Genomic DNA, 20,040 nt, shown 5'->3' with positions numbered 1-20,040 from the left:
CAGGCGGCGGAGGATGTCAAGTCGCGGAACTTCCACCCGGTGTCCACGTGCAATAGCGGGAAAGGCACCGGTCCGGGGTGAAAGGCCTTGCGCGCCAAGTGCAGCAGCACGCCGCTGTCCTTGCCGATGGAATAGAGCAGGACCGGCCGGGCGAAGGCCGCCGCGACCTCGCGCAGGATAGCGATCGATTCCGCTTCGAGAAGCCGGAGGTCGTCAGGCAGGTTCGGCATCGCGTTCCCGCACCTCATGGTGCAATCCGGTAGTGCGCTCCGCAGGCGCGTTCGTCCCGGTTCACAGCCTGCCGGCGATCAACCAGGACGCGAGCGGGCTTACCGCAACTCCGGTCGCTGTGCCAAGCCCCTCGGTCGGGCCGCTCAGCTTTGTTCCCGCGCCGAGCCGGTGTGGCTGGCCGGCGGCGGGTGCAGCCGGGCCAGAAGGCCCGTCAGCCGCCCGATGGCGAGGCCGGTGAAAAGGCGTGCGGCAACCCCGCGGAAGGCCCGGCCGCGCGGCCCGCGCCGGACCAGGGCGGCCAGCAGGCGGCGGCCCGGGTGCGGGCCGGGCAGGAAAGTGGCCGTCGCCGTCCGCCGTGCCTCGTCGTCCCGGTCCCGGCCGTCGCCGCAGGGCGGGACGCGTTGGCGCAGCGTTTCGGCGAAGGCGGCGCGGCAGACCAGCTCGGCATCGGGCAGGCCGACCAGCAGGTGCAGCGGACCGGCCAGCCGCCGCCGGGTCGTCGTCGACTGGGCGGCGAGCGCCAGGGCCGGGGCGAGGGCGAGCGAGGCCGCCAGCTTGGCCGCCAGCCGCAGGCCGGGCCGCCGCCGGTAGCCCAGGCTGTTGGACCCGTGCTGGACATAGTCGCCCAGCGACTGTGGCAGGTAGGCGATCCTGCCCTCCGCCGCAGCGCAGCAGGCGATCCAGTGGTCGTGGTAGGCGATCCGGCCGAGCGCCGGGAAGGGCAATGCCAGCCGCAGCAGCGAAGCCCGGAACAGGCAGGCACAGCCGGTGACGGCGTTGGCCATCAGCAGTGCGTCGAGGCTGTCGTGGCGGCTGTCCAGGCCGGGCCAGAAGGTTTCCGACACGACCCGCCCCGTGCCGTCCACCACCCGCATGTTGCCGAAAGCCAGGACGGCGTCGCCTTGAACGGCAGCGATCAGGGCGGCAAGCCGGCCGGGCGCCCAGCGGTCGTCCTGGTCGGCCAGGGCGACAAACTCCGCCTCCGCCGGGACGCGGCCCAGCGCGCGCTCGAAGTTGCGGTAGAAGCCGAGGTTAACGCCGTTGCGCACCGGGCGAAAGCGGCCGTCGTCGGAGGTCGCCTCCAGGATGTCCCGCCAGTGGGCGTCGTTGGAGCCATCGTCCTCGATCAGGCAGATCCAGCGTTCGTGCGTCTGGGAGCGGATGGAATCCACCTGCGCCCGGAACAGCGCCGGGTCGGGGTTGTAGGTGGCCATGGCGATGGCGACGAGCGGGCCGTCGCCCGGTGGTGCATCGCCGTGTGGCAGCGCGTCATTGGATGCCGCCGCCGGCTCTTCCACGGCGACCGTTCCCGCCGGCCACTCCTCCCGCGTGCCGTCCGTCCACTCCAGAACTAGCACGGGCCGCAGTGCCTCCCCCGCGCGCGCGCCCGGAAGCGTGGCCGGGAGCGTGGCCAGCCCCCAGAAACCGCAGGCGAGATCCGGGGTCAGGCCGTGGCGGTTCTGCGCGGCTTCGGCGTCGAGGCGGACGGTGTTCAGCCCCGTGGCCGGGAAGCGCGTCCCGGCGACCGTCACCACGGCGGCGCGCAGCCGGGCGCCCGGACGGCAGGCCCAGCCGGAAAAGCCCCAGACCAGATCGTGGCCCGGTGTGTCGCAGCGGGGCGCGACGCGGGAAGGGAGGCCGGGATCGAGATGCAGGAGGGTGGAGGGCATTCCTCGGCCTTTGGCCTTCGGCGGGACCGGTGCGGCGTTGACGGGGTGTGCGGGCGGGGTGAGCGGGGCGCGCACTGTAACAGCCCTCCGGCGGCGTGGCGAGGACGCTTCGCCATTCCGCCATTCCCAACGGAGCCCGCCTTGTGGTTCTGTCCGCCCTGGCCCGCCCCGGATCGCGGCCGCCCATGGAAAAACGGAACAGGGATCGGCGGATGTCCAGCCGTAAGCTCATCGGCCGCGGCTTTGTCGAGCGAGTCTCCATGACCCCCGCCGGCGCGGCCTTCCGGCCGGAGCCGCTCCTGATCGCGATCCTGGCCGCCGCCTACTTTGCGCTGTTCGGCGGGCTGCTCCTGGCCCGGACGCCGCCCTTCGCCGCCCAGGACGAGGCCTTCCACTGGCAGCGCGTGCTGCAGATCGCCGACGGCCATCTCCTGGCCGAAACGCTGGGCCCCAATTCCTGGGGCGGGCCGATCGACCGGGCCGGCTACCTCCAGATGCTCTACCACATCGACCGCATCCAGAAGCACGGGCCGGTCGACCCCGTGGAGGCCCACGCCCTGTCCGACCACCTCGCCGCCCAGCCGCCGGCCGTCGAGGTGGTGCCCTTTCCCAGCTCGGCCAGCTTCGCGCCGCTCGCCTACCTGCCGCAGGCGGCGGGCGTCGCCGCAGCGCGCGCCGCCGGGCTGGGGCCGCTCGGCCAGATGCGGGCGGGGCGCGTCGGCAACCTGGCCGTCTACGGCCTGATGGTCGCGGCGATCCTGCGGGCGCTGCCGGGCGGGCGGGTGGCCGTTCTGGCCCTGGCGCTGTCACCGGTGGCGCTGCAGAGCGCCTGCTCGCTGAGCGCTGATCCCCTGAACCTGACTCTGCCCGTCCTGATGCTGGCCCTGGTCTGGCGCCTGCGCGACCGCGGCACGCCGCTCGGCCGGGGGGAAGGTGCTGGGCTGGTCGCCCTATCAGCGGCGCTCGGCCTGCTCAAGCTCACCATGGCCCCCTTCGCCGGCGCAGCGCTCTATCTGCCCGCGGCGGTGGCCGGCAGCAGCTTGCGGTCGCGCTTCGCGCTAGGCGGCCTTTGCCTCGCCGTCGCGCTGGGCATTGCCGTCCTGTGGAACGCGGCCTATCCCTTCGTCCCCGGGCCCTACTGGGGCACCGGGGCCGATCCGGCGGCGCAGATTGCCCGCCTGCGGACCGACCCGCTGGAGGCCCTGCGGGTGTTTGCCGACACGGTGCGCGACTGGGCGGTAATGTGGTGGCGCGACGGCTACGGGCGCTACGGCGGCCATCCCCCGCCCTGGCACGGCTACGCGTCCGACCGCTGGGTGCTGCCGGCCTTCTGGGTGCTGCTGGCCCTGGCGCTGTGCGACGGCCCGCGCCGGCGCGACGCCGGCTTCGCGGCCGGCTGCCTCGTCCCGGCGCCGGCCTACGCTCTGCTGGTCCTGGCGGCTTTCTGGGTCGGCTTCACGCCGGTGGGATCCGCCACCGTGGACGGCGTCCAGGGCCGCTATTTCCTGCCCATGCACGCGCTGGTCCTGCTGGGGCTTGCCGCCGCGGCCGGCGCATGGCGTCCCGCCGGGCTGCGCCGGGGCCTGCGGCTTGCCCTCTTCGCCGCCGCCCTGGCCCTGGGCGGGGCCGTGCTGGTGGAGGTCCTGGGCGTTTGGAAGGGGCTGTGGCCCGTTTATGGCTGATCCCAGAGGCTGATGACTCCCGGCGCCGCGCGGCCGATGGCGGGAAGACGTTTCGAAAGGCGGTGGAAAATCGATTCCCGCGGGCATCCTGCGGCGGTGTGTGACGTCAGCGCGGTTGCCTGTCCGGCGATTATTCTGCTATTGCGGCGGTACTTTCCTCGCCGTTCGGTAGGATCGTCGGACGGCCCCCTTTCAGGTTGTGAGCAGGATGCACATCGACTGGAACACCAGCAGCGCCGCGCCCATCGACGCGGTTTGTCCCGCCTGCGCCGATGCCAGCCCGAAGTCCGTCCGCCTGAACGTCCGCTCGGCCGTTCCGCCCAACCCGCTGCTGCCCCTGGCCCTGTGCGGCCGCTGCGGCACCGCCTTCTTCCCGACGCTCCAGCAGCCGGAGTACGAGAGCGCGCAGGCGACTGACGCCGCGCTCGCCTTCTACCTGGAGCAGGGTGCCGGCATCGACGTGATGGCCGAGCCGCTGTCCGCCATCGACCCGTCCAAGGTCCGCCGCTACCTGGAGATCGGCTGCGGCTTCGGCTTCTCGCTCGACGTGGCGCGCACAGTCTTCGGCTGGTCGGTCCAGGGCATCGACCCCGGCTTCGCCGCCCGCGCCGGGCGCGAGCTGCTGGGGCTGGACATCTCGTCCATCTACCTGCGCACCCCGGCCGACGCCGGGCCCGAGCCGTTCGACCTCGTCCTCTGTTCCGAGGTGGTCGAGCACATCTTCGAGCCGTTGGGCTTCCTGTCCATCCTGCGCGGCGTCCTGGCGCCGGGCGGCACGCTGCTGCTGACCACGCCCAACGCCGGCGAGATCAAGCCCGAGACGTCGGCCGGCGTCCTGGTGCCTCTGCTCAGCCCCGGCTACCACGTCACGCTCTACAGCCGCGAGGGCTTCGAGGCGCTGCTGCGCCGGGCTGGCTTCACCGCCGTCTCGGTGGTCGAGCACGGGCCGACGCTGCGCGCGGCCGCGTCGATGACGGAGGGGACGGCGGACCTGTCACGCCGGCTCGACCGGGCGCGCTATCTTGATTATCTCGCCGAACGGTCAGGGACCGTTGCCGCCGGCACTCCCCTGGGCCTCGGCCTGCGCTACCGCCGCTTCAAGGAGCTGACCCACGCTGGGCGCTTCGCCGAGGCACGCGAGGCGGCCGTCCCGGTGATCGAGGCCTGCCGCGCACGCTGGGGCCTGGAGCTGGACAAGCCGGAGTCCCTGCCGTCCATGGCCGACTGGCCGGCCGACATCGCGGGCTTCCACGCCCGCGCCCCGTTCAGCCTGTGCGGCATCCTGTATTGCCTGGGTATGGCCGTGTGGCTGCAGGACGACGATCGCGAGCGGGCCCGCCTCTACTTCCAGGCGGCGGGGGAGGCCGGCGAACGCGCGCGCGCTGCGCTGCAGGCGGCCGGCGCCGACGACGGCGAAACCGACGACCTCGCCTGGCGCGCCCGCAGCTACGCCGCACAGATCCTATCCTGGAGCAACCCCATGGGGGCGGCTGACGGTGTCGAGCGCCTGGCGCGAGACCCCAGCCCCATCCTGGGCGAGCGCATCCCGTCGACCATTCTGGCTGGCCTGCGCCGGCAAACCTTCACGGATTTGGTCAACTTGGGACATTACGCCGCAGCCGACCGGCTCGCCCAAGGCGTCGAGGACGACCTTGCTAAGCAGGAGGACGGGCAGGGGCTGGAGGAGACAGCTTCGGCGGGCTTCGCGCTCGGCATACTCTGCGTCAACCACCGCAAGGCGCTGAAGTCGGCCGCCGGCTGGTTCGGCAAGGCCTATGAGGCGAGCCGCGATCTGGGGGAGGCGACGGGCGGGCGTTATGGCGCGCTGTTGTGGCCGGCGCTCTATCACCAGGCCGAGGTGCTTGCCGCGTCCGGGCAGAAGTCGGCGGCAGCCGACGCGCTGCGCGGGCTCCTCACCCCCGCGGCCGGCTTGCCGGCGGTGCCGGCCGACCTGCGCGCTCGGGCGGAGCAACTGGCACGTTCCCAGCGGCTTCCCGTGTGACCCTGTCCCCGTTTGATCGCGTTCCCCGTTTGATTGCGCCAAGGATGGCACCGCCCCAATGACAAGCATTCTGGCCCGCCTTCTTGTGCGCCTGCGCATCGGCTTTTTCTGGCTGGTCGCGCAGACCAAGCTGCTCGGGGGTTATCTCTCCTACGCGGCCAGCGTCTTCCGCAAGGAAAGCTATGTGCGCGAGCGCTGGGACGGGCACCGGCCGCTGGCCGGCGCGCGGCGGGTGGCGGTGTTCGTCCATTACGACCGCCAGGGCGTGGTCCACGACTTCGTGCGGCATTACCTGCGCCAGCTTCACGACCTCGGCTTCGCCATCGTCTTCGTGAGCAACGCGCCGCGGCTGGTCCAGGTCGAGGCTCTGCAGGAGCTCTGCGCCCTGATCGTCCGGCGCGACAACGTCGGCTACGACTTCGGCGCCTACAAGGAAGGGATCGCGGCCGTTCCTGAACTGGGCGCTCTGGACATGCTGCTGCTCGCCAACGACAGCGTCTATGGCCCCTTGTACCATCTGGCCGGCCTGCTGGACCGGATGAGCCCGGAGGAGGCGGATGTCTGGGGGGCGTCCGACAGTTGGGAGCGGTCCTTCCATCTGCAGAGCTATTTCCTGCTGTTCCACAAGGCGGCCCTGACCGCGCCGGCCTTCGCCGCGTTCTGGCGCCAGCTGCGCTACGTCCAGTCCAAGATGTGGATCGTGCGCAAGTACGAGATCGGGCTGACCCGCGCTCTGCGCCGGGCCGGCCTGCACTGCCGCGCCGCCTTCCCCTACCGGCAGGCCGCCGCCGCCCTAATTGAGGCGGTGGTAGAGGGAAACGTCACGGGCGACGACGCCCTTCAGGATCCCGTGCGCAAGCGCTTCATCCAGCAGGTCTTCCACACGATCAACGCGGGCGTGCCGCTGAACGGGACGCATTTTTTCTGGGATTACCTGATCGCCCGGATGGAGTTCCCGTTCATCAAGCGCGACCTTCTGCAGAAGAATCCGGCCCGCATCCCGCTGCTGAACTACTGGGAGCGGGTGGTCCGGACCTCCACCGACTACGACACCAACCTTATCCTGCGCCATTTGGAAATGTCGCTGAAGAACCGGAGCGTCTAAAAACGACTCAACGTTAGTCGGAGAGGCGAAAGGGGGCTCCATTTTGGCCAAGTTGACAGGGGGTGGATACCTCCCGTAGTCACAAAGGATTGCTGCCGCACGGCAAGCCGAGCGGTGGTCCCTTGCGACGCACACCATCGGCGGCCATGACCAACACTGCGCAGAACGCCCGCATCGTCCCCGTCATCCTGTCCGGCGGTTCCGGGGTCAGGCTTTGGCCGATGTCGCGGGAACAGTATCCCAAGCAGTTCCTGCCGCTCAGCTCGGATCGCTCCATGCTGCAGGAGACGGCCCTGCGGGTTGCCGACCCGGCCCGCTTCGCGCCGCCGCTCGTCGTCTGCAATCAGGAGCACCGCTTCGTCATCGCGGAGCAGATGCGCCAGATCGGCCAGGACGCTGGGCCAGCCGGGGCGCGGATCGTGCTGGAGCCGATTGGCCGGAACACCGCCGCCGCCGCCGCCATCGCGGCGCTGATCATCGCGGAGCAGGACCCCGACGGGCGTCTGCTGCTGCTGCCGGCCGACCACGTCATCCAGGACCGGACGGCCTTCCTGCAGGCGGTGTCCGCCGCTGCCCGGGCCGCGGACGCCGGCCAGCTCACCACCTTCGGGATCGTGCCGACCGCGCCGGAGACCGGCTACGGCTACATCCGCCGGGGCCTGCCCCTGGACGGGCAGGAGGGCGCCTACCGCGTCGCCGCCTTCGTGGAGAAGCCGCCGCGCGCGGAGGCCGAACGGTACCTGGCCGAGGGAGACGTCTTCTGGAACAGCGGCATGTTCCTGCTGCCCGCGCGCCGCTACCTGGAGGAGCTGGAGCGCTGGGAGCCGGCCGTGCTCGCCGCCTGCCGCGCCGCGCTCGCCGGTGGGCGCGCCGACCTCGACTTCTTCCGGCTGGAGGAGGAAGCCTTCGCCGCCGCCCCGTCCATTTCCATCGACCACGCCGTGATGGAGCGCACCGACGCCGCCGCCGTGGTGCCCTGCGCCATCGGCTGGACCGACGTCGGCGCTTGGTCGGCGCTGTGGGACATCGGCGCCAAGGACGAGGGTGGGAACGTCTGCCACGGCGACGCAATCGCCTGGGATAGCCGCGGCTGTTACGTCCGCAGCGAGGACGGCGCGCTCGTCGCCCTGCTTGGCATGGAAGACGCGGTGGTGGTCGCCACCGAGGACGCCGTCCTGGTCGCCGCGAAAGACCGAGCGCAGGACATCAAGCCGCTGGTCGAGCATCTGAAAGCGCAGGGGCGCGACGAGCCGCGCCAGCACCGCCGCGTTCATCGGCCCTGGGGCTACTACCAGTCGCTGCATGCCGGCGACCGCTTCCAGGTGAAGCGGCTGACCGTGGCGCCCGGCGCCCGCCTGTCGCTGCAGAAGCATTATCACCGCGCCGAGCACTGGGTCGTGGTGAACGGCACGGCCCTGGTCACCCGCGGGGAGGATCAGATCCTGCTGCGCGAGAACGAGTCCGTCTACATCCCGCTCGGCACGCTGCACCGCCTGGAAAACCCGGGCAAGGTTCCGCTGAACCTGATCGAGGTGCAGTCCGGCGCCTATCTGGGCGAGGACGACATTGTCCGCATCGACGACCATTACGGCCGACCGTAAAGGAGGGACGGCCACGCCCGCGTCATTCGGCCTTCGCCCAATCTTTGCATAATTTTTTAACGTTGGGACGCCATAGGATGGGGCTTCCGCCACGGAAGGCCCATCCAGAAGCCCCTGCATGCCACCGACACCGATCAGCCTGCCCGACGACGCGGTTATTCTGACCATGACCTCGCCGGGGTTCGACGCCGCCTATCCGCGCGTGGTCAACAAGGAGCTGATTCCCGAGCCCATCTTGCAGTCCATGGAATGGGCCTGGAACACGACACGTTTCCCTGAGCGGCCGGTCCGTGTCCTGCGCCTCGCCGACGTGTGGGTGGCCAAGGAAGGGCTGGTGTTCGACCGCGACGGCAATCTCTACCGCGAGACCATCACCCAGCATTCCGAGGGGGAGATCGACCAAGCCCACGCGGCCGTGCTGGCGGCCATCGGGCGGGGCGGACCGGAGGCCGAGCCGGACGCGAGTGGTCCGGTCCTCCTGTGTAAGAAGCGCGGCATCGGCAACTACGGCCACTGGATGATGGAGATGCTGCCCAAGGCGCGGCTCGTCCACCACCACCTGCGGGATCTGGAGGCCCGCTTCCTCGTCGCACACGTGCCGGGGCACCTGAACGATTCCATGGCCCAGTCGCTGTCCATGCTGGGGATCGACCTGGCCCGAACCATCGTTGCCGACGACACGCCCCGGCGCTTTGCCGACCTGCTGCTGGTGGATGGGCTCAGCGAGCATGGCGGGTACATGTCGCCGTTCGTCTTCGACAGCGTGAACGCCCTGGCCGGCTGCATTCCGGCGGCGGGGGCAGAGCGGCTGTTCGTCACCCGCCGGGCAACCGGCTTCCGCCGAGTCGTCGGCGAGGATGACCTGATCGCCCACGCCCAGGCTTGCGGGTACACGCTGGTCGAGCCGGACGTCCTGACGCTGCCCCAGCAGGTGTCCCTCTTCAAGGGGGCCACGCGGATCGTCGGCGTCATGGGGGCGGCGATGACCAACATCGCCTTCGCCCCACCCGGTGCGCAAGTCGTGACCCTGACACCCGCCGGTATGCCCGACACTTTCTTCTGGTTCATCGTAACGCTGCGCGGCCTCGACTACACGGAGGTCCGTTGCCCGCAGAGCGGACCCATCCAGGGCGTCATGCCCTGGGACACCGACCTGGTCCTGTCCCCGGAGGACCGGGAACGGATTTTCGCGGAATGAAAGCGGATTTGAAGGCGGATTGGGGCAGGAGCAGGATGCGATGACCACGCATGGAACGTTCGCGTTTTTCATTGAGCGTATCGAGGTCGGCGCCGAATTGCGGGTCGAGGGCTGGGCCTTCCACGACCGGCACGGCCCCTGCCACTTCGACATGGTCATCGACAATGGCAACCGTCCGCCCGCCATCCACGTCCAGCGGGAGATTGGCCGGCGGGACGTCGCCCTGGCCCGCGGCACGCCGATGGCGGAACGGTCGGGCTTCGTCGTGGTGGCGGCGCTGCCTCCCGACACCTCCGCCGTCGTCCTGCGGCTGACCGCCGGCGGCGAGCAGGAGGTCATCCCGCTGATGCTGCGCACCGGCCTGTCGTCGCGCAGCTGGGAGGTGGGCTGCGAGCGCGGGCCGGCGGCGGTGGAGCACCGCTTCCTGACCGAACGCGGCCTGCGCTACGCCGCCGCCCTTCCGACGCCGCTGACCCGGGCGTGCGCGGCACTCGGCCTGTTCGCGAGCGCCCCGCGGGACGTTGCGCCGCTCGCCGCGCCCGTGTCCATCGTGGTGCCGGTCTACGGCGGCAAGCAGTTCCTGACTCCACTCGTTCACGCCTTGATCGAAACGGTGGAACCGCGGCACCGCATCGTCTTCGTCGACGACGGCAACCCGGACCGCAGCGTTACGGCCTTCCTGGTGGCACTCGGCGTTTCGCTCGACCATGTGACGGTCGTCGCTAAGCCGCGCAACGAAGGTTACCTGAAGGCCGTGATCGACGGGGTGGAGACGGCGACCCGCCTCAATCCCGATGGTCATGTTGTCCTGCTGAACACCGACGTGGAGGTGCCGGCCGGCTGGCTGGAGCGGCTGGTCGGGGCGATCGAGCGGAGCCCATCGATCGCCAGCACCACCCCCTTCACCAACGCCGGCACCATCTGCGGCTTTCCCGCGATGCCGGAGGACAACGCGCCCTTCCTGGACGCCCCGGTCGGGGAGATCGACGCCGCCTTCGCGGCCATGGCCGGCCTGCCGCCGGTCGAGGCGCCGACCGGCGTCGGCTTCTGCATGGCCCTGAACCGCCGGGCGCTGCGGGAGATCGGCTTCTTCGACGAGGTGGCCTTCGGGCGCGGCTATGGCGAGGAGGTGGACTGGTGCCGGCGCGCCATGCGGCGGGGCTTCACGAATGTGATCGTGCCCAACCTCTACGTCCATCACCGCCACGGCGGCAGTTTTCCCAGCGCGGAGAAGGCAGCCCTGATCGAGGCGGCCGGCGCCGTCATTCGGGAGCGCTATCCGGAGTTCGACGCGGAGGTGCAGGACTTTATCCGCGCCGATCCGCTGCGCCCCGCCCGGGCTGCCGCAGCCCTCCGCATCCTGTCGGCGCGGGACCTGCCCGGCCGGCCGCGGACGGTGCTGCTGTTCGACCACCCGGGCACGGGCGGGGCCGCCACCTTCCGCACCAAGGAGATCGCGCGCCTGCAGGCGCAGGGACAGACCGTCCTGCTGGTGCGGCCGACGGTGCAGCCGGTCCTCGGCATGCCCGAGGGAGCGCTGGACGTCGAGCTTCTGCACCGGGAGGCCGCCTTCCGCTTCCCTGTGAACGACCTCGCCGACCTCGCTGCTCTGGTGGCTGCCCTACCGTTGGCGGAGGTCGTGGTCAGCTCCCTGGTCGGCTACGCGGATATGGGCAAGGTCATGGCCTTCATCCGGGAGCTCCGGCAAGGTGGGAATGCCGGCAGGGAGGTGCCCCTGCGCCTGCTGCACCACGACTATTTCTCCGTCTGCCCGTCCCTGAACCTGATCGACGCGGAGGACCGCTTCTGCGGCGTTCCGGCGCTGGAGCGTTGCCGGACCTGCGCCCCAGCGAACGTACATGTCCGGTGGCGGGACGGAAGCGCCGCCGGGACGGCGATCGGGGCCGCCGACGTCGATGTGGCCGGCCACCGCCGGGCGTGGCAGGACCTGTTCGACTTGGCCGACCGCCATGTCGTCTTTTCGCGCAGCGCGCTTGCCGTCCTGCGCCGTGCCTTCACGTTGCGCGACGACCGGGTGCGGATCATCCCGCATCTGGCCGACCACGCGACCGTAGCGCCTCTGCCTTTGCCGGTGCCGGGCCTGGTCGCCCGCGTGGCCGTCGTCGGCGGGATCAACGTCGCCAAGGGCGCGCGGATCCTGGAGGACATGGTGCGCTTGGCCGAGGCGCACCGGCTGCCGATCCACTTCGAACTGTTCGGCAACATCGACCGGCTGTTGACCTCAGCGCATTTCCACGACAATGGCTGCTACGAGCCGGAGCAGCTTTCCCGGCTCCTGGCCGAGCGGGGGTGCCATGCGGTTTTCCTGCCCTCGATCTGGCCGGAAACCCACTGCTACGTGCTGGACGAGGTCATCGGGTTGGGGTTGCCGGTGGGGGCCTTCGACATCGGCGCCCCGGCCGAGCGGCTGCGCTGCTGGTCGAACGGCTTCGTCGTCGCGCCGGTCACGCCCGAAGCGGCGCTGTCGGCCTTGCTGCGCGTGGTTGGTGGGGTGGGCGGAGCGGCCCGCTGCTGACTTTGTGTGGATAGGGACGGGAGACATCGTCGAGATGTATCCTCGCGCCTTTCACAGGAGGGCCACAGGAGGGAGAGTGATTTTGCCGTGAAAAGCGCAGTTCTCTATTCTGCTTTCGGGCAGACGTTAAGACGATTGAATAGAATTTTAACCTTTTAGCCTTAAAGGATGTAACCTCCTAACATTTCGATCCGCTCCGTGGAACTGAAGAGGAAAATATGCTCGGTCAAATAGACTACTGTGATGGAGTGGTTGTCCTTGGCTGGGCGGCTGGAGGGGAGAGCGAAGATGTTTGGCCAGTCGACATTTTTGTGGACGGAAATTGTGTGGCTTCTGCTGTGCCGAACAAAGAGCGGCCAGATATTCAATCTTTGGACGTTCATCAGAAAAGCGGATTTTCTGTCGATCTGCCATGTCGTTTGTCCGGACGACATATCATTGAAGCAAAGTTTCGCAACGGCACGAGTTTGGGGAACTCGCCGATGCTGTTTGACGACCAGTCTCTTAATCTAGATTTTGAAAATATTCTGTATTTGCGCCGAAAGATTGCTGATTTCTATCTTTCTGGAACTGGGATCGAAGTTGGTGGGTTGAATTCACCTCTGCAACTCCGTACAGGCGTTGATGTTCGTTATTATGATCGATACTCCATAGAAGAACTTCGCCGTATTTACCCTGAACTTCAAGGAAAGAACATCAAAGCTCCGGATATTGTTGGCAATGCTCAATATATGGAGAATGTTGATGATTCAAGTCAGGATTTTGTCATTGCCAATCATGTTATCGAGCATCTTCCTGACCCGATTGGGTTTGTAAAATCATGCGCACGTGTGATCAAGCCAGGGGGTGTTCTCTTCCTGACCATTCCCGATATGCGCAACACGTTTGATCGAACGAGACGGATGACGCCGTTCGAACATACTCAGCTTGACCATATCAGCGGACATCCCGTAAAGGATTACGAGCATTTTTATGAAACGGCCTTGTCGCAGAGCGCGACTGCTGAGGAGGCCGCCGATCGTGTCCGTGGCATGATTGAAAACAATGTATCAATTCACTTCCATGTTTGGTCTGACGTTGGGATACTCGAGTTCCTGTCACGCAGCATCAACTCTTTCTTGATTCCCTTTGAGGTTGCCCTGTTCGTTCACAATGACAGCGAGAATATTGCGGTTTTGAAAAAGGCAAATTCTTGAAGCGGGTTGCGATTCGCTTTAGCCCTGCTCTGCCACGCCCCTTTATGGAGAGGGGCTTGGTGGTTGTCGAAAGCCCCTCTCCCCTCGTGGGGTGAAGGGCTTTGCACCAAGCCACCCCGCCTTCAGGCGTGGCAAACTATTGGGTGCGCCGGAGATTGTTGCGAAATGGGGCCGAGCCGCAAGTGGTCCGGCCCAAGCGCTTCAACGAACCTGCCTTGCGGGACCTCTACGAAGCTTTCCCCAGCCGCTCCGCCGAGGAGCGCCGCAATACGCCATCGACCGCGGTGATACCGAAGGCGTTTGATGACTTCCACCTTCGTTTCAAACCCGACAGCACATGGCTGCGCCATGTGCGAAAGGGTCATACGGCCGGCCGATCATAGAACTCTTCATGCGCCGGCCGTATGACACTGTGGGCGCTCCGAAGCTCCGCAACCAGCCTGCACCGGTCGTCGCCTGACCGCTTTCCCCTCCGTCAGCCCCGTGAGCAATCACCCCATCAGGGACGGCACGCATCCGCCCCGTAAAAGCGGTGACAATCTCTGCTTGTTGACAAAGCTTCCACCGTTTTTCGTATATCCATGAATGGTCGCGGTTGTGCGGTAATCGGATCCGTATGGCGGAGAATGGAGGCAAAAATGCTTGTTGGTTATGTCGATTCAGCATCCAGCATTGTCAGTGGGTGGGCTGGTAACAGTGAAGATGCAGCTGAAATTGTACCTTTGGACATTTATGTGGGTGGAAGTCATTGTCTGACGATTCCGTGCGCTCACGAGCGTCCGGATCTGAAATCGACCTTCGGCAATACAAAGCACGGTTTTATCTGCGACATCTCTCCATTCTTGATTGACGGCGAGAACGAAGTCGAAATCACCTACAGTGGAACTCGAGACATCCTTCCCAACGGAAAGTTCAAGTTGAACAATATTCCCGAAGGCGCCAAGTGTTTTGGAGGCCTGGATGGCTGGTTGTTCCTCGACAACGACTACAACCAGGTGATGGACCAACTCAACGGAACCGTTGTTCCTGATCATGGAGCGGTCATCCGTAAGCTGAGAAATTTGCGTCTACGCCAGAAATACTGCCTGTCCTACGGAATCCCTCATATTTCGCTGATCGCTCCGGAACGTGGCGTCTTGTATCCGGAGAAGATCGACAAGGATTTTTATGTTACAGAGGCGCGCTACGCGGTTGAGTTGAGCCGCCACAGTGCACAGTTCGGGGTGGACTCGCTCCTTTACCCGGTGCAGGAGCTTTTTGAAAGCAAGCAAAGCTTCGACGTCTGCTGGCCGAACGATACCCATTTGAGCGAGGAATCGCTTTTCCTGCTCTACACGCTGATGATGGAAGCAACCCGGACCTTTGCGCCCGTTCCCCGTCATGCGCTGAAGGAGGTGGCGGACGAGATCACCGGAGACCTGGGGGTGAAGGTCCGTCCCATCGCTATGGCCAAGGTCAAACGGCTCTGCCATCCCGACCAGGCACCGAAGGTGGTTTTCTCCAACCAGCGCCAGTCCCTCAAGGTGATGTCGACCGCCACCGGCCGCGTAACCTGCACGGAGAACAGCAAGGCTGAGTATGGAAGCTGCGTTCTTTTCGGTACGTCCTCGGCCCACGTCATGTCAAAGTTTCTGGCAATGTCCTTCCGCAAGGTAATCCATGTCTGGTCGAATGACTTCGACTTCGATCTGGTCGACATCGTCAGGCCGGACTTCGCTTGCTCCGTCTTCACGGAGAGAATGCTGTCGTCCGGCTGGGAAGACGTCAACTTTGCGGCGTTCAACTACGAGACGATCTCGGCGGCGATGATACGCAACATGCTGAAGATCGCGCCGGGAAGCGGAGCGGCGTCCAAGGACGACGAGGCGATGATGCGTCTGGTGGGATGACGGACGCACGGCCGGCCGCTGAATGCAATCAGCGCCGGGCCTTGAACGGCATTTCATCACCGGGATGGACACGGCTTTCAGCGTCCGACAGGGACCGTCCGGAAGCCTGTCCGAGGGCGCCTTGCCGGAACGGCGAACTGCGGCGCTGAAGGCGGGATCGGCCGCCCGCCGGCATCATCGCTCCCGCCGCGCCGCCGTCGGAACGGCCGTCAATTGAATGCCGGCCGCCCCATCGACGCGGCGATCACCGTGCCGATCGCGAGCACGCCGCATTCCCCGACGATGCGCGTTGGGGAATGCGGCCATGTGAATCGGAAGCGAATGCAAATCCGCGTCAGGCGGATACCAGTGCGTCGTACAGAATTCCCGCCTTGCTGTGCAGCGTCCATTCCCTGTGCACGAATTTCTGGGCCTGCAAACCAAGGCTCATGATCTGCTCCGGCCGCGCAACCAAGCTGCTCACGGTTTCGGTCCACTGGTCCACGGCACCCAGCACCTTGAGGCCGTTAATGTTGTGGTCGATGATGTGATCATAGGGCGCAAGCTTGCTGACCACGGGCGCCATGCCGAGAGCCGCGTATTCAAGATACTTCAAGTGGCTCTTGGCGCGGTTGAAGTGATTGTTCACCAGCGGTGCTACACCGATGTGCCAGCGGTTCTGGCTCTGCAGCCACTTGACGAACCTCGGATAGGAGGTGGCGATGCCCGGCGGCAATTCGACCATGTTCAGCCAAGGATAGCGCTTGAAGTTGTTCGACACGCCGATCACGTCGAAGGCCACGCGGCCGGGGGCGTTCGCCAGGACATGCTGGAGCGCCGGCGCGATCATGTCCAAATCCGCGGCGTGGGTGAGGGTCCCCATGTAGAGGATGCGGATCGGGTTCCCGCTGGTGATTTCGGGCTGCGTTATGTCCTTTCGCCACAGGTTCTCATCCAGCGCGTTGGGCACGAGATGGATGTTCCTGCACCGCGCGCGATAGCGATCCAGCAGAACTTCGGTCGACACCGTCATGAAGTCGCAATTGTCGATGACGTACAGCAGCGCGTCCCGAGTCTTGTCATGCTCGGCGGCGTCGATATGGCTGGTTTCCATGGCCGGCAAATCGTCATCGAGGTCGAAGCCGACCTTCATGCCGATGCGGCGCGCCCGCGCCATGACGCGTTCCGCCTGCTCCAGGTTCTTGAGCGCGTTCCGCTGCAGCCATAGGATGTCGCTGACGACGTCCATCGCCGCTTCAGCGGGCAGGAATTGGCTGGAGATCCTGTGCTGGAACGGAGGATGGTTGAGCGGACGGACCATGCGGATGAAGCCACAGGCGTCGATCAGCGTCGGCCGCAAGCGCGACGGGACCGCCGCGACGTTGAGACGACGGCGCAGGTGTGGAGCGAGCTTGACGGGCGCCTGGCGCGGAGTTTCCTCCACGGGCGGCGGCGAGAGATAGGTGCTGTAGAAGTTGCTGGCCAGTCGCAGGGGCGCCCCCCCTTCATTAGACGGGCTGTTCAGGAAGACGTCGCGAATGCGGTCGATCAGGCCCGCCATCTCCTGCGCGGACGCGGCCACCGGAATCTGCCACGACAGCAACGTGCCGACCATCCGTTCCGGGAACGCGCCGATGTTGGGGCTGATCACCGGCAAGCCGCGGGCCAACGCGTGGTTGAGCGCGTACGAGTAGGTTTCGGGAACCTGGCTGGGGAACCACGCGACATGAGGCCGGAACTCGTCCAGCAGGGCCGGGAGCTCACCTTCCTTGAACTCGCCGCGCACCTCCAGGCTTTCGGAATCGCCGGCTTCGAGGGTGCCGAACACTACCACCTTGGCGTCGATTCCCTTCCGGTCGATTTCCCGGCAGGTGTCCAACAGAAGCTGCTGGCCTTTATGCAGGGCCATATGGCCGATTACGGCGACCCGCAGCTTCTCGTGCGGCAGCAGATGCTGGACGCGCTGCGCCGTCCAATTCGACTCGATCAGCTCGTCATGGGAGGCCAGGACGAGCTTCGCTTGCGGGAAGTAGCCGGAAAGGCGGCGCATCGCGTCCATGCTGGGGCAGAGCACGCGTTCGGCCCTGTCGAGCAGCAGCTTGTGCGCGCCGCGCCACGCCTCGATCGTGTTGGTCTCGAACATCTGGCGGCGATCCAGGCACTCGTTGCAGCCCTGGGCGTCAGGCTCCCCGCAATAGGTGCCGCGCTCGCTCATTAGGAACAGGAACGGACACACAAAGAAATAGTCGTGGATAGTGACGTCGTAGGGAAGGCCGATGGTGCGGATGAGCCGTTGGGCGTCGATGGGCTGATGCAGAAGGCTGTGCACATGCAGCCGCGACACCCCGAACTGCCGAAGCAGATCGGCAAGATCTTCGAGCGCCACGTTGGACGGCAGGGCAATCTCCAGGCCGGAGAATGGAGTCAGCGTCTTGATCGAAAGCCCGTTAGCCTGCGGGGCGAGAATTAGGAAGTTGGCCGCGCGGCCGAACCGCTTCTCAAGGTCGTTGATGTGGCGCGCGATGCCGCCGCCCAGGTGGTGCGTGATGATCAGGATGCAGGGCTTGCCGGACCGCCGGTACAGTTCGGCCGCGGCGGTCACGCGGAACGGCAGACCCTCGTCCGCGGCAACGAAATAGGCGACTTCCCGTTCGTATTGCGCGTGCGTGCTGCGCATAATCTCGGCCGCGGCCGAACGCTGCTTGGCGCCGTCGGCGCCGAAGCTGACCTCGCCAACATGGTGGACGAACACGTCCGCAGCCTGGATGTGCTTCCAGCCGAGATTGCCGGCGCGCACGCAGAAATCGGTTTCCTCGCCGTAGCCCTTATGGAAGCGCTCGTGGTCGAACACGCCGGTTTCGGACAAGCAGGTGCGCTTGATGAACATGCAGAAGCCGTGGCCTGTCGGCAGATCCAGCTGTCGGCCGCGGTTGGCCGTGGCGAAAACCTGGTCGATTTCGGTCACCGACAGTCCTTCCGGCAACTCGCTGCCACCGGGGAAATGCGGGAAACTGCAGATCGTGGCGTTGTTGGAGAACGGCGTGACGGTGCCGACCTCCGGCCTTGAGTAAGCGTGCCACAGCATCCGGTCGACCCAATCGTTGGCGACCTCCGTGTCACTGTTCAGGATGATGAGATCGAGGCCCTCCGCCAGGGCGAAGCCGAGGTTCGCCGTCTCGACGAAGCCCTTGTTGACCTCGTTCCGGTAGAGAAGGAACTCGCTGACGGACGACCGGTCACGCTGGCGCAGCCACTCTTCGCCAGCCAGTTGCAGCTGGGCGGCCATGTCCGGCTCGGGCGAACAGTCGTTGATGACGATGAGCTTGATCCGTGTGCGGGAGGGCGCCGCGATGATCGAGCGCAGACAGTTGAGGGTGATCTGAACGTCGCGGTAAACTGGCACGATCACGGCGATGGCGGCCGGCAGGGATGCGGGCACCGGCGTTGCCGCCGAGGTCACGAACAGTTCCTGCGTCGTAAGCTTCCGGGTCGGCGACGCGCCCTCGTAGCGGCCCTTCAGCAGGAAATGCTCCAGCGGGGAGAACAGAACCTGCGTGGCCTCGTCATGCTGCATGAACTTCCGAAAATACCATCCAACATTGAACTTGTTGGAGATTTTTCGGGATTCCAGATAGCCCCAGGAAAGATAATGGAACAGAGGATTGATGCTGTTTCCCGCAACATCTCCATAGGTCGACCAATAGAAATTGGTGTCAAAATATTCGTTCGGATTGCGCTTCTCGATCAAGCCATGATTGAGGAAATGCTCGAGCGGCTCGACTGAGGAAAGGGCGACATCGGTGTAATGTTCGGTGTAATATTCCTCATCGAAAACCATCGTGAGGCGAACGACAAAACCGGGATCGTCGGAATGGACGCCCTTCAACTCGGTGGCCAGCTTCGCGGACAAAGCATGGAGGAGGGCCAGGGTGCCCGTGTGGCGCAGCTTCTCACGATGCTTGAGAATGCAGCCGGCAACGGCCATCCACTTTGCGGAAAGGGCGTGTTTGATCAGCGCCGCTTCGAATAGCGGCTTCTCTTTGAACATCTGGCCGCTGGACAAGGCGTCCAGCAGATCCGAAACGACCTTGCTATCGCCGTTGCTGGCACTGGCTCGGACGCAGCTGGCCTGGTGACGCAGGAAATGCAGATTGTCGCCGAAGACGTTGCCCAAATGCTCCTGCGCCGACAGCGCTTCGTCGACCTTGCCCTGGCTCTCCAGCTGGACGGCATGGCGGAAATCGTCGAAAAGCGCGTTCGCGCTGGTGTCGACGTCGGTCGTGAACTTGAGGTCGCCATTCCCCGACGGCGCGATCTCGACCTTGTGGCGACCGCCCTCGGGGGGCAGCACGTTGGTAAACTGGACGCGGAAACCGCAGCGGACGTCGGAATCCATCTTGGCGCTGACGTCCGGCCGGCTCTCGTCAGCCACCACCTGCTTCACCAACTCCCCATCGACCCACACGTCCAAGGCGACCGGTTCCTGCCGCTTGCGGGGGAAAAAGATCCAGCCGACCAGATCCGTGTCGGTCTTGGATTCCAGGCAGCCGATCGCCGCGTTGGGCGATGCGGTGAACATGAGTTCGGCAAAGACGATGTCGAACTGGTGCTTGGGCCTTATCTGGATGGTGTGCTGCTTACCGTCATAGCAATCCAAAGGCATTGGCCAGGAGAAGCCGTGATAGCCATGCTTCAATCCGCCATGAAGAAGGTCGGCCCGAAACTCGTTGGCAACGACGCTTCCGGTGAGGACGCCATCAACGAAGAGGTCGATTTCGACGCTATCTGTTGAATCTGGACAGGAAATCCATCCCCGGATGAAACCGAATTGATGTTCATCAACTTGGCCAATCAGCTGGTTTCTCATGAGAGACTCACGGGTTCCCTGGTTCCAATTCACGTACGCATTACGAAAACAAGCGGTTGCTGCTTTGCAAATATTTTCGCTGTG

Annotated in this window: 10 protein-coding genes and 1 pseudogene; 8 read left to right on the top strand and 3 right to left on the bottom strand. The window is 65.7% G+C overall.

Annotation, left to right across the window (positions count from 1 at the left end; genetic code table 11):
• Positions 1 to 17: 17 nt before the first annotated feature.
• Both M2351_RS26980 and M2351_RS26975 read right to left on the bottom strand, forming a co-directional pair.
• A pseudogene (locus M2351_RS26980) lies at positions 18 to 230 on the bottom strand (phosphoadenosine phosphosulfate reductase domain-containing protein); the annotation flags it as partial.
• 144 nt (positions 231 to 374) lie between these two features.
• Entirely contained in the window at positions 375 to 1,901 is a 1,527-nt protein-coding gene (locus tag M2351_RS26975) for a glycosyltransferase (RefSeq protein WP_264659139.1), read from the bottom strand.
• A 212-nt stretch (positions 1,902 to 2,113) separates the two neighbouring features.
• On the opposite strand from M2351_RS26975, the gene M2351_RS26970 reads away from it, so the two are divergent.
• The 8 genes from M2351_RS26970 (at position 2,114) to M2351_RS26935 (ending at position 15,110) form a co-directional block, all read left to right on the top strand.
• Positions 2,114 to 3,583 (top strand): DUF2142 domain-containing protein, encoded by a 1,470-nt coding sequence (locus M2351_RS26970; RefSeq protein WP_264659138.1) that lies wholly within the window; start codon positions 2,114 to 2,116, stop codon positions 3,581 to 3,583.
• A 208-nt stretch (positions 3,584 to 3,791) separates the two neighbouring features.
• Positions 3,792 to 5,585: a class I SAM-dependent methyltransferase gene (locus M2351_RS26965; RefSeq protein ID WP_264659137.1), complete on the top strand. Its 1,794-nt coding sequence runs from the start codon at positions 3,792 to 3,794 to the stop codon at positions 5,583 to 5,585.
• Positions 5,586 to 5,643: 58 nt separating this feature from the next.
• Entirely contained in the window at positions 5,644 to 6,690 is a 1,047-nt protein-coding gene (locus M2351_RS26960; protein ID WP_264659136.1) for a rhamnan synthesis F family protein, read from the top strand.
• Between the two features lie 146 nt (positions 6,691 to 6,836).
• Complete coding sequence (locus tag M2351_RS26955; protein WP_264659135.1) at positions 6,837 to 8,291, top strand: mannose-1-phosphate guanylyltransferase/mannose-6-phosphate isomerase; 1,455 nt, start codon at positions 6,837 to 6,839, stop codon at positions 8,289 to 8,291.
• A 118-nt stretch (positions 8,292 to 8,409) separates the two neighbouring features.
• On the top strand, positions 8,410 to 9,489 hold the full coding sequence (locus M2351_RS26950) for a glycosyltransferase family 61 protein (protein WP_264659134.1): 1,080 nt from the start codon (positions 8,410 to 8,412) through the stop codon (positions 9,487 to 9,489).
• 40 nt (positions 9,490 to 9,529) lie between these two features.
• Positions 9,530 to 12,025: a glycosyltransferase gene (locus M2351_RS26945; protein ID WP_264659133.1), complete on the top strand. Its 2,496-nt coding sequence runs from the start codon at positions 9,530 to 9,532 to the stop codon at positions 12,023 to 12,025.
• Positions 12,026 to 12,243: 218 nt separating this feature from the next.
• Positions 12,244 to 13,221 carry a class I SAM-dependent methyltransferase gene (locus M2351_RS26940; RefSeq protein ID WP_264659132.1) on the top strand — a complete coding sequence of 326 codons (978 nt, stop codon included), beginning with the start codon at positions 12,244 to 12,246 and terminating at the stop codon, positions 13,219 to 13,221.
• A gap of 638 nt (positions 13,222 to 13,859) precedes the next feature.
• The gene (locus M2351_RS26935) at positions 13,860 to 15,110 is read left to right on the top strand and encodes a hypothetical protein (RefSeq protein WP_264659131.1); all 1,251 of its coding nucleotides are present in this window, start codon (positions 13,860 to 13,862) and stop codon (positions 15,108 to 15,110) included.
• 334 nt (positions 15,111 to 15,444) lie between these two features.
• Here M2351_RS26935 and M2351_RS26930 read toward each other — a convergent pair whose 3' ends face one another.
• On the bottom strand, positions 15,445 to 19,956 hold the full coding sequence (locus M2351_RS26930; protein WP_264659130.1) for a glycosyltransferase: 4,512 nt from the start codon (positions 19,954 to 19,956) through the stop codon (positions 15,445 to 15,447).
• Positions 19,957 to 20,040: the final 84 nt, after the last annotated feature.

Origin of the sequence: Azospirillum canadense, assembly GCF_025961225.1 — a bacterium.
In the GTDB taxonomy this organism is placed as follows: Bacteria; Pseudomonadota; Alphaproteobacteria; order Azospirillales; family Azospirillaceae; genus Azospirillum; species Azospirillum canadense.
The sequence above is the reverse complement of the archived record's forward strand: the minus strand, read 5'-3'. Positions and strand labels throughout refer to the sequence as shown.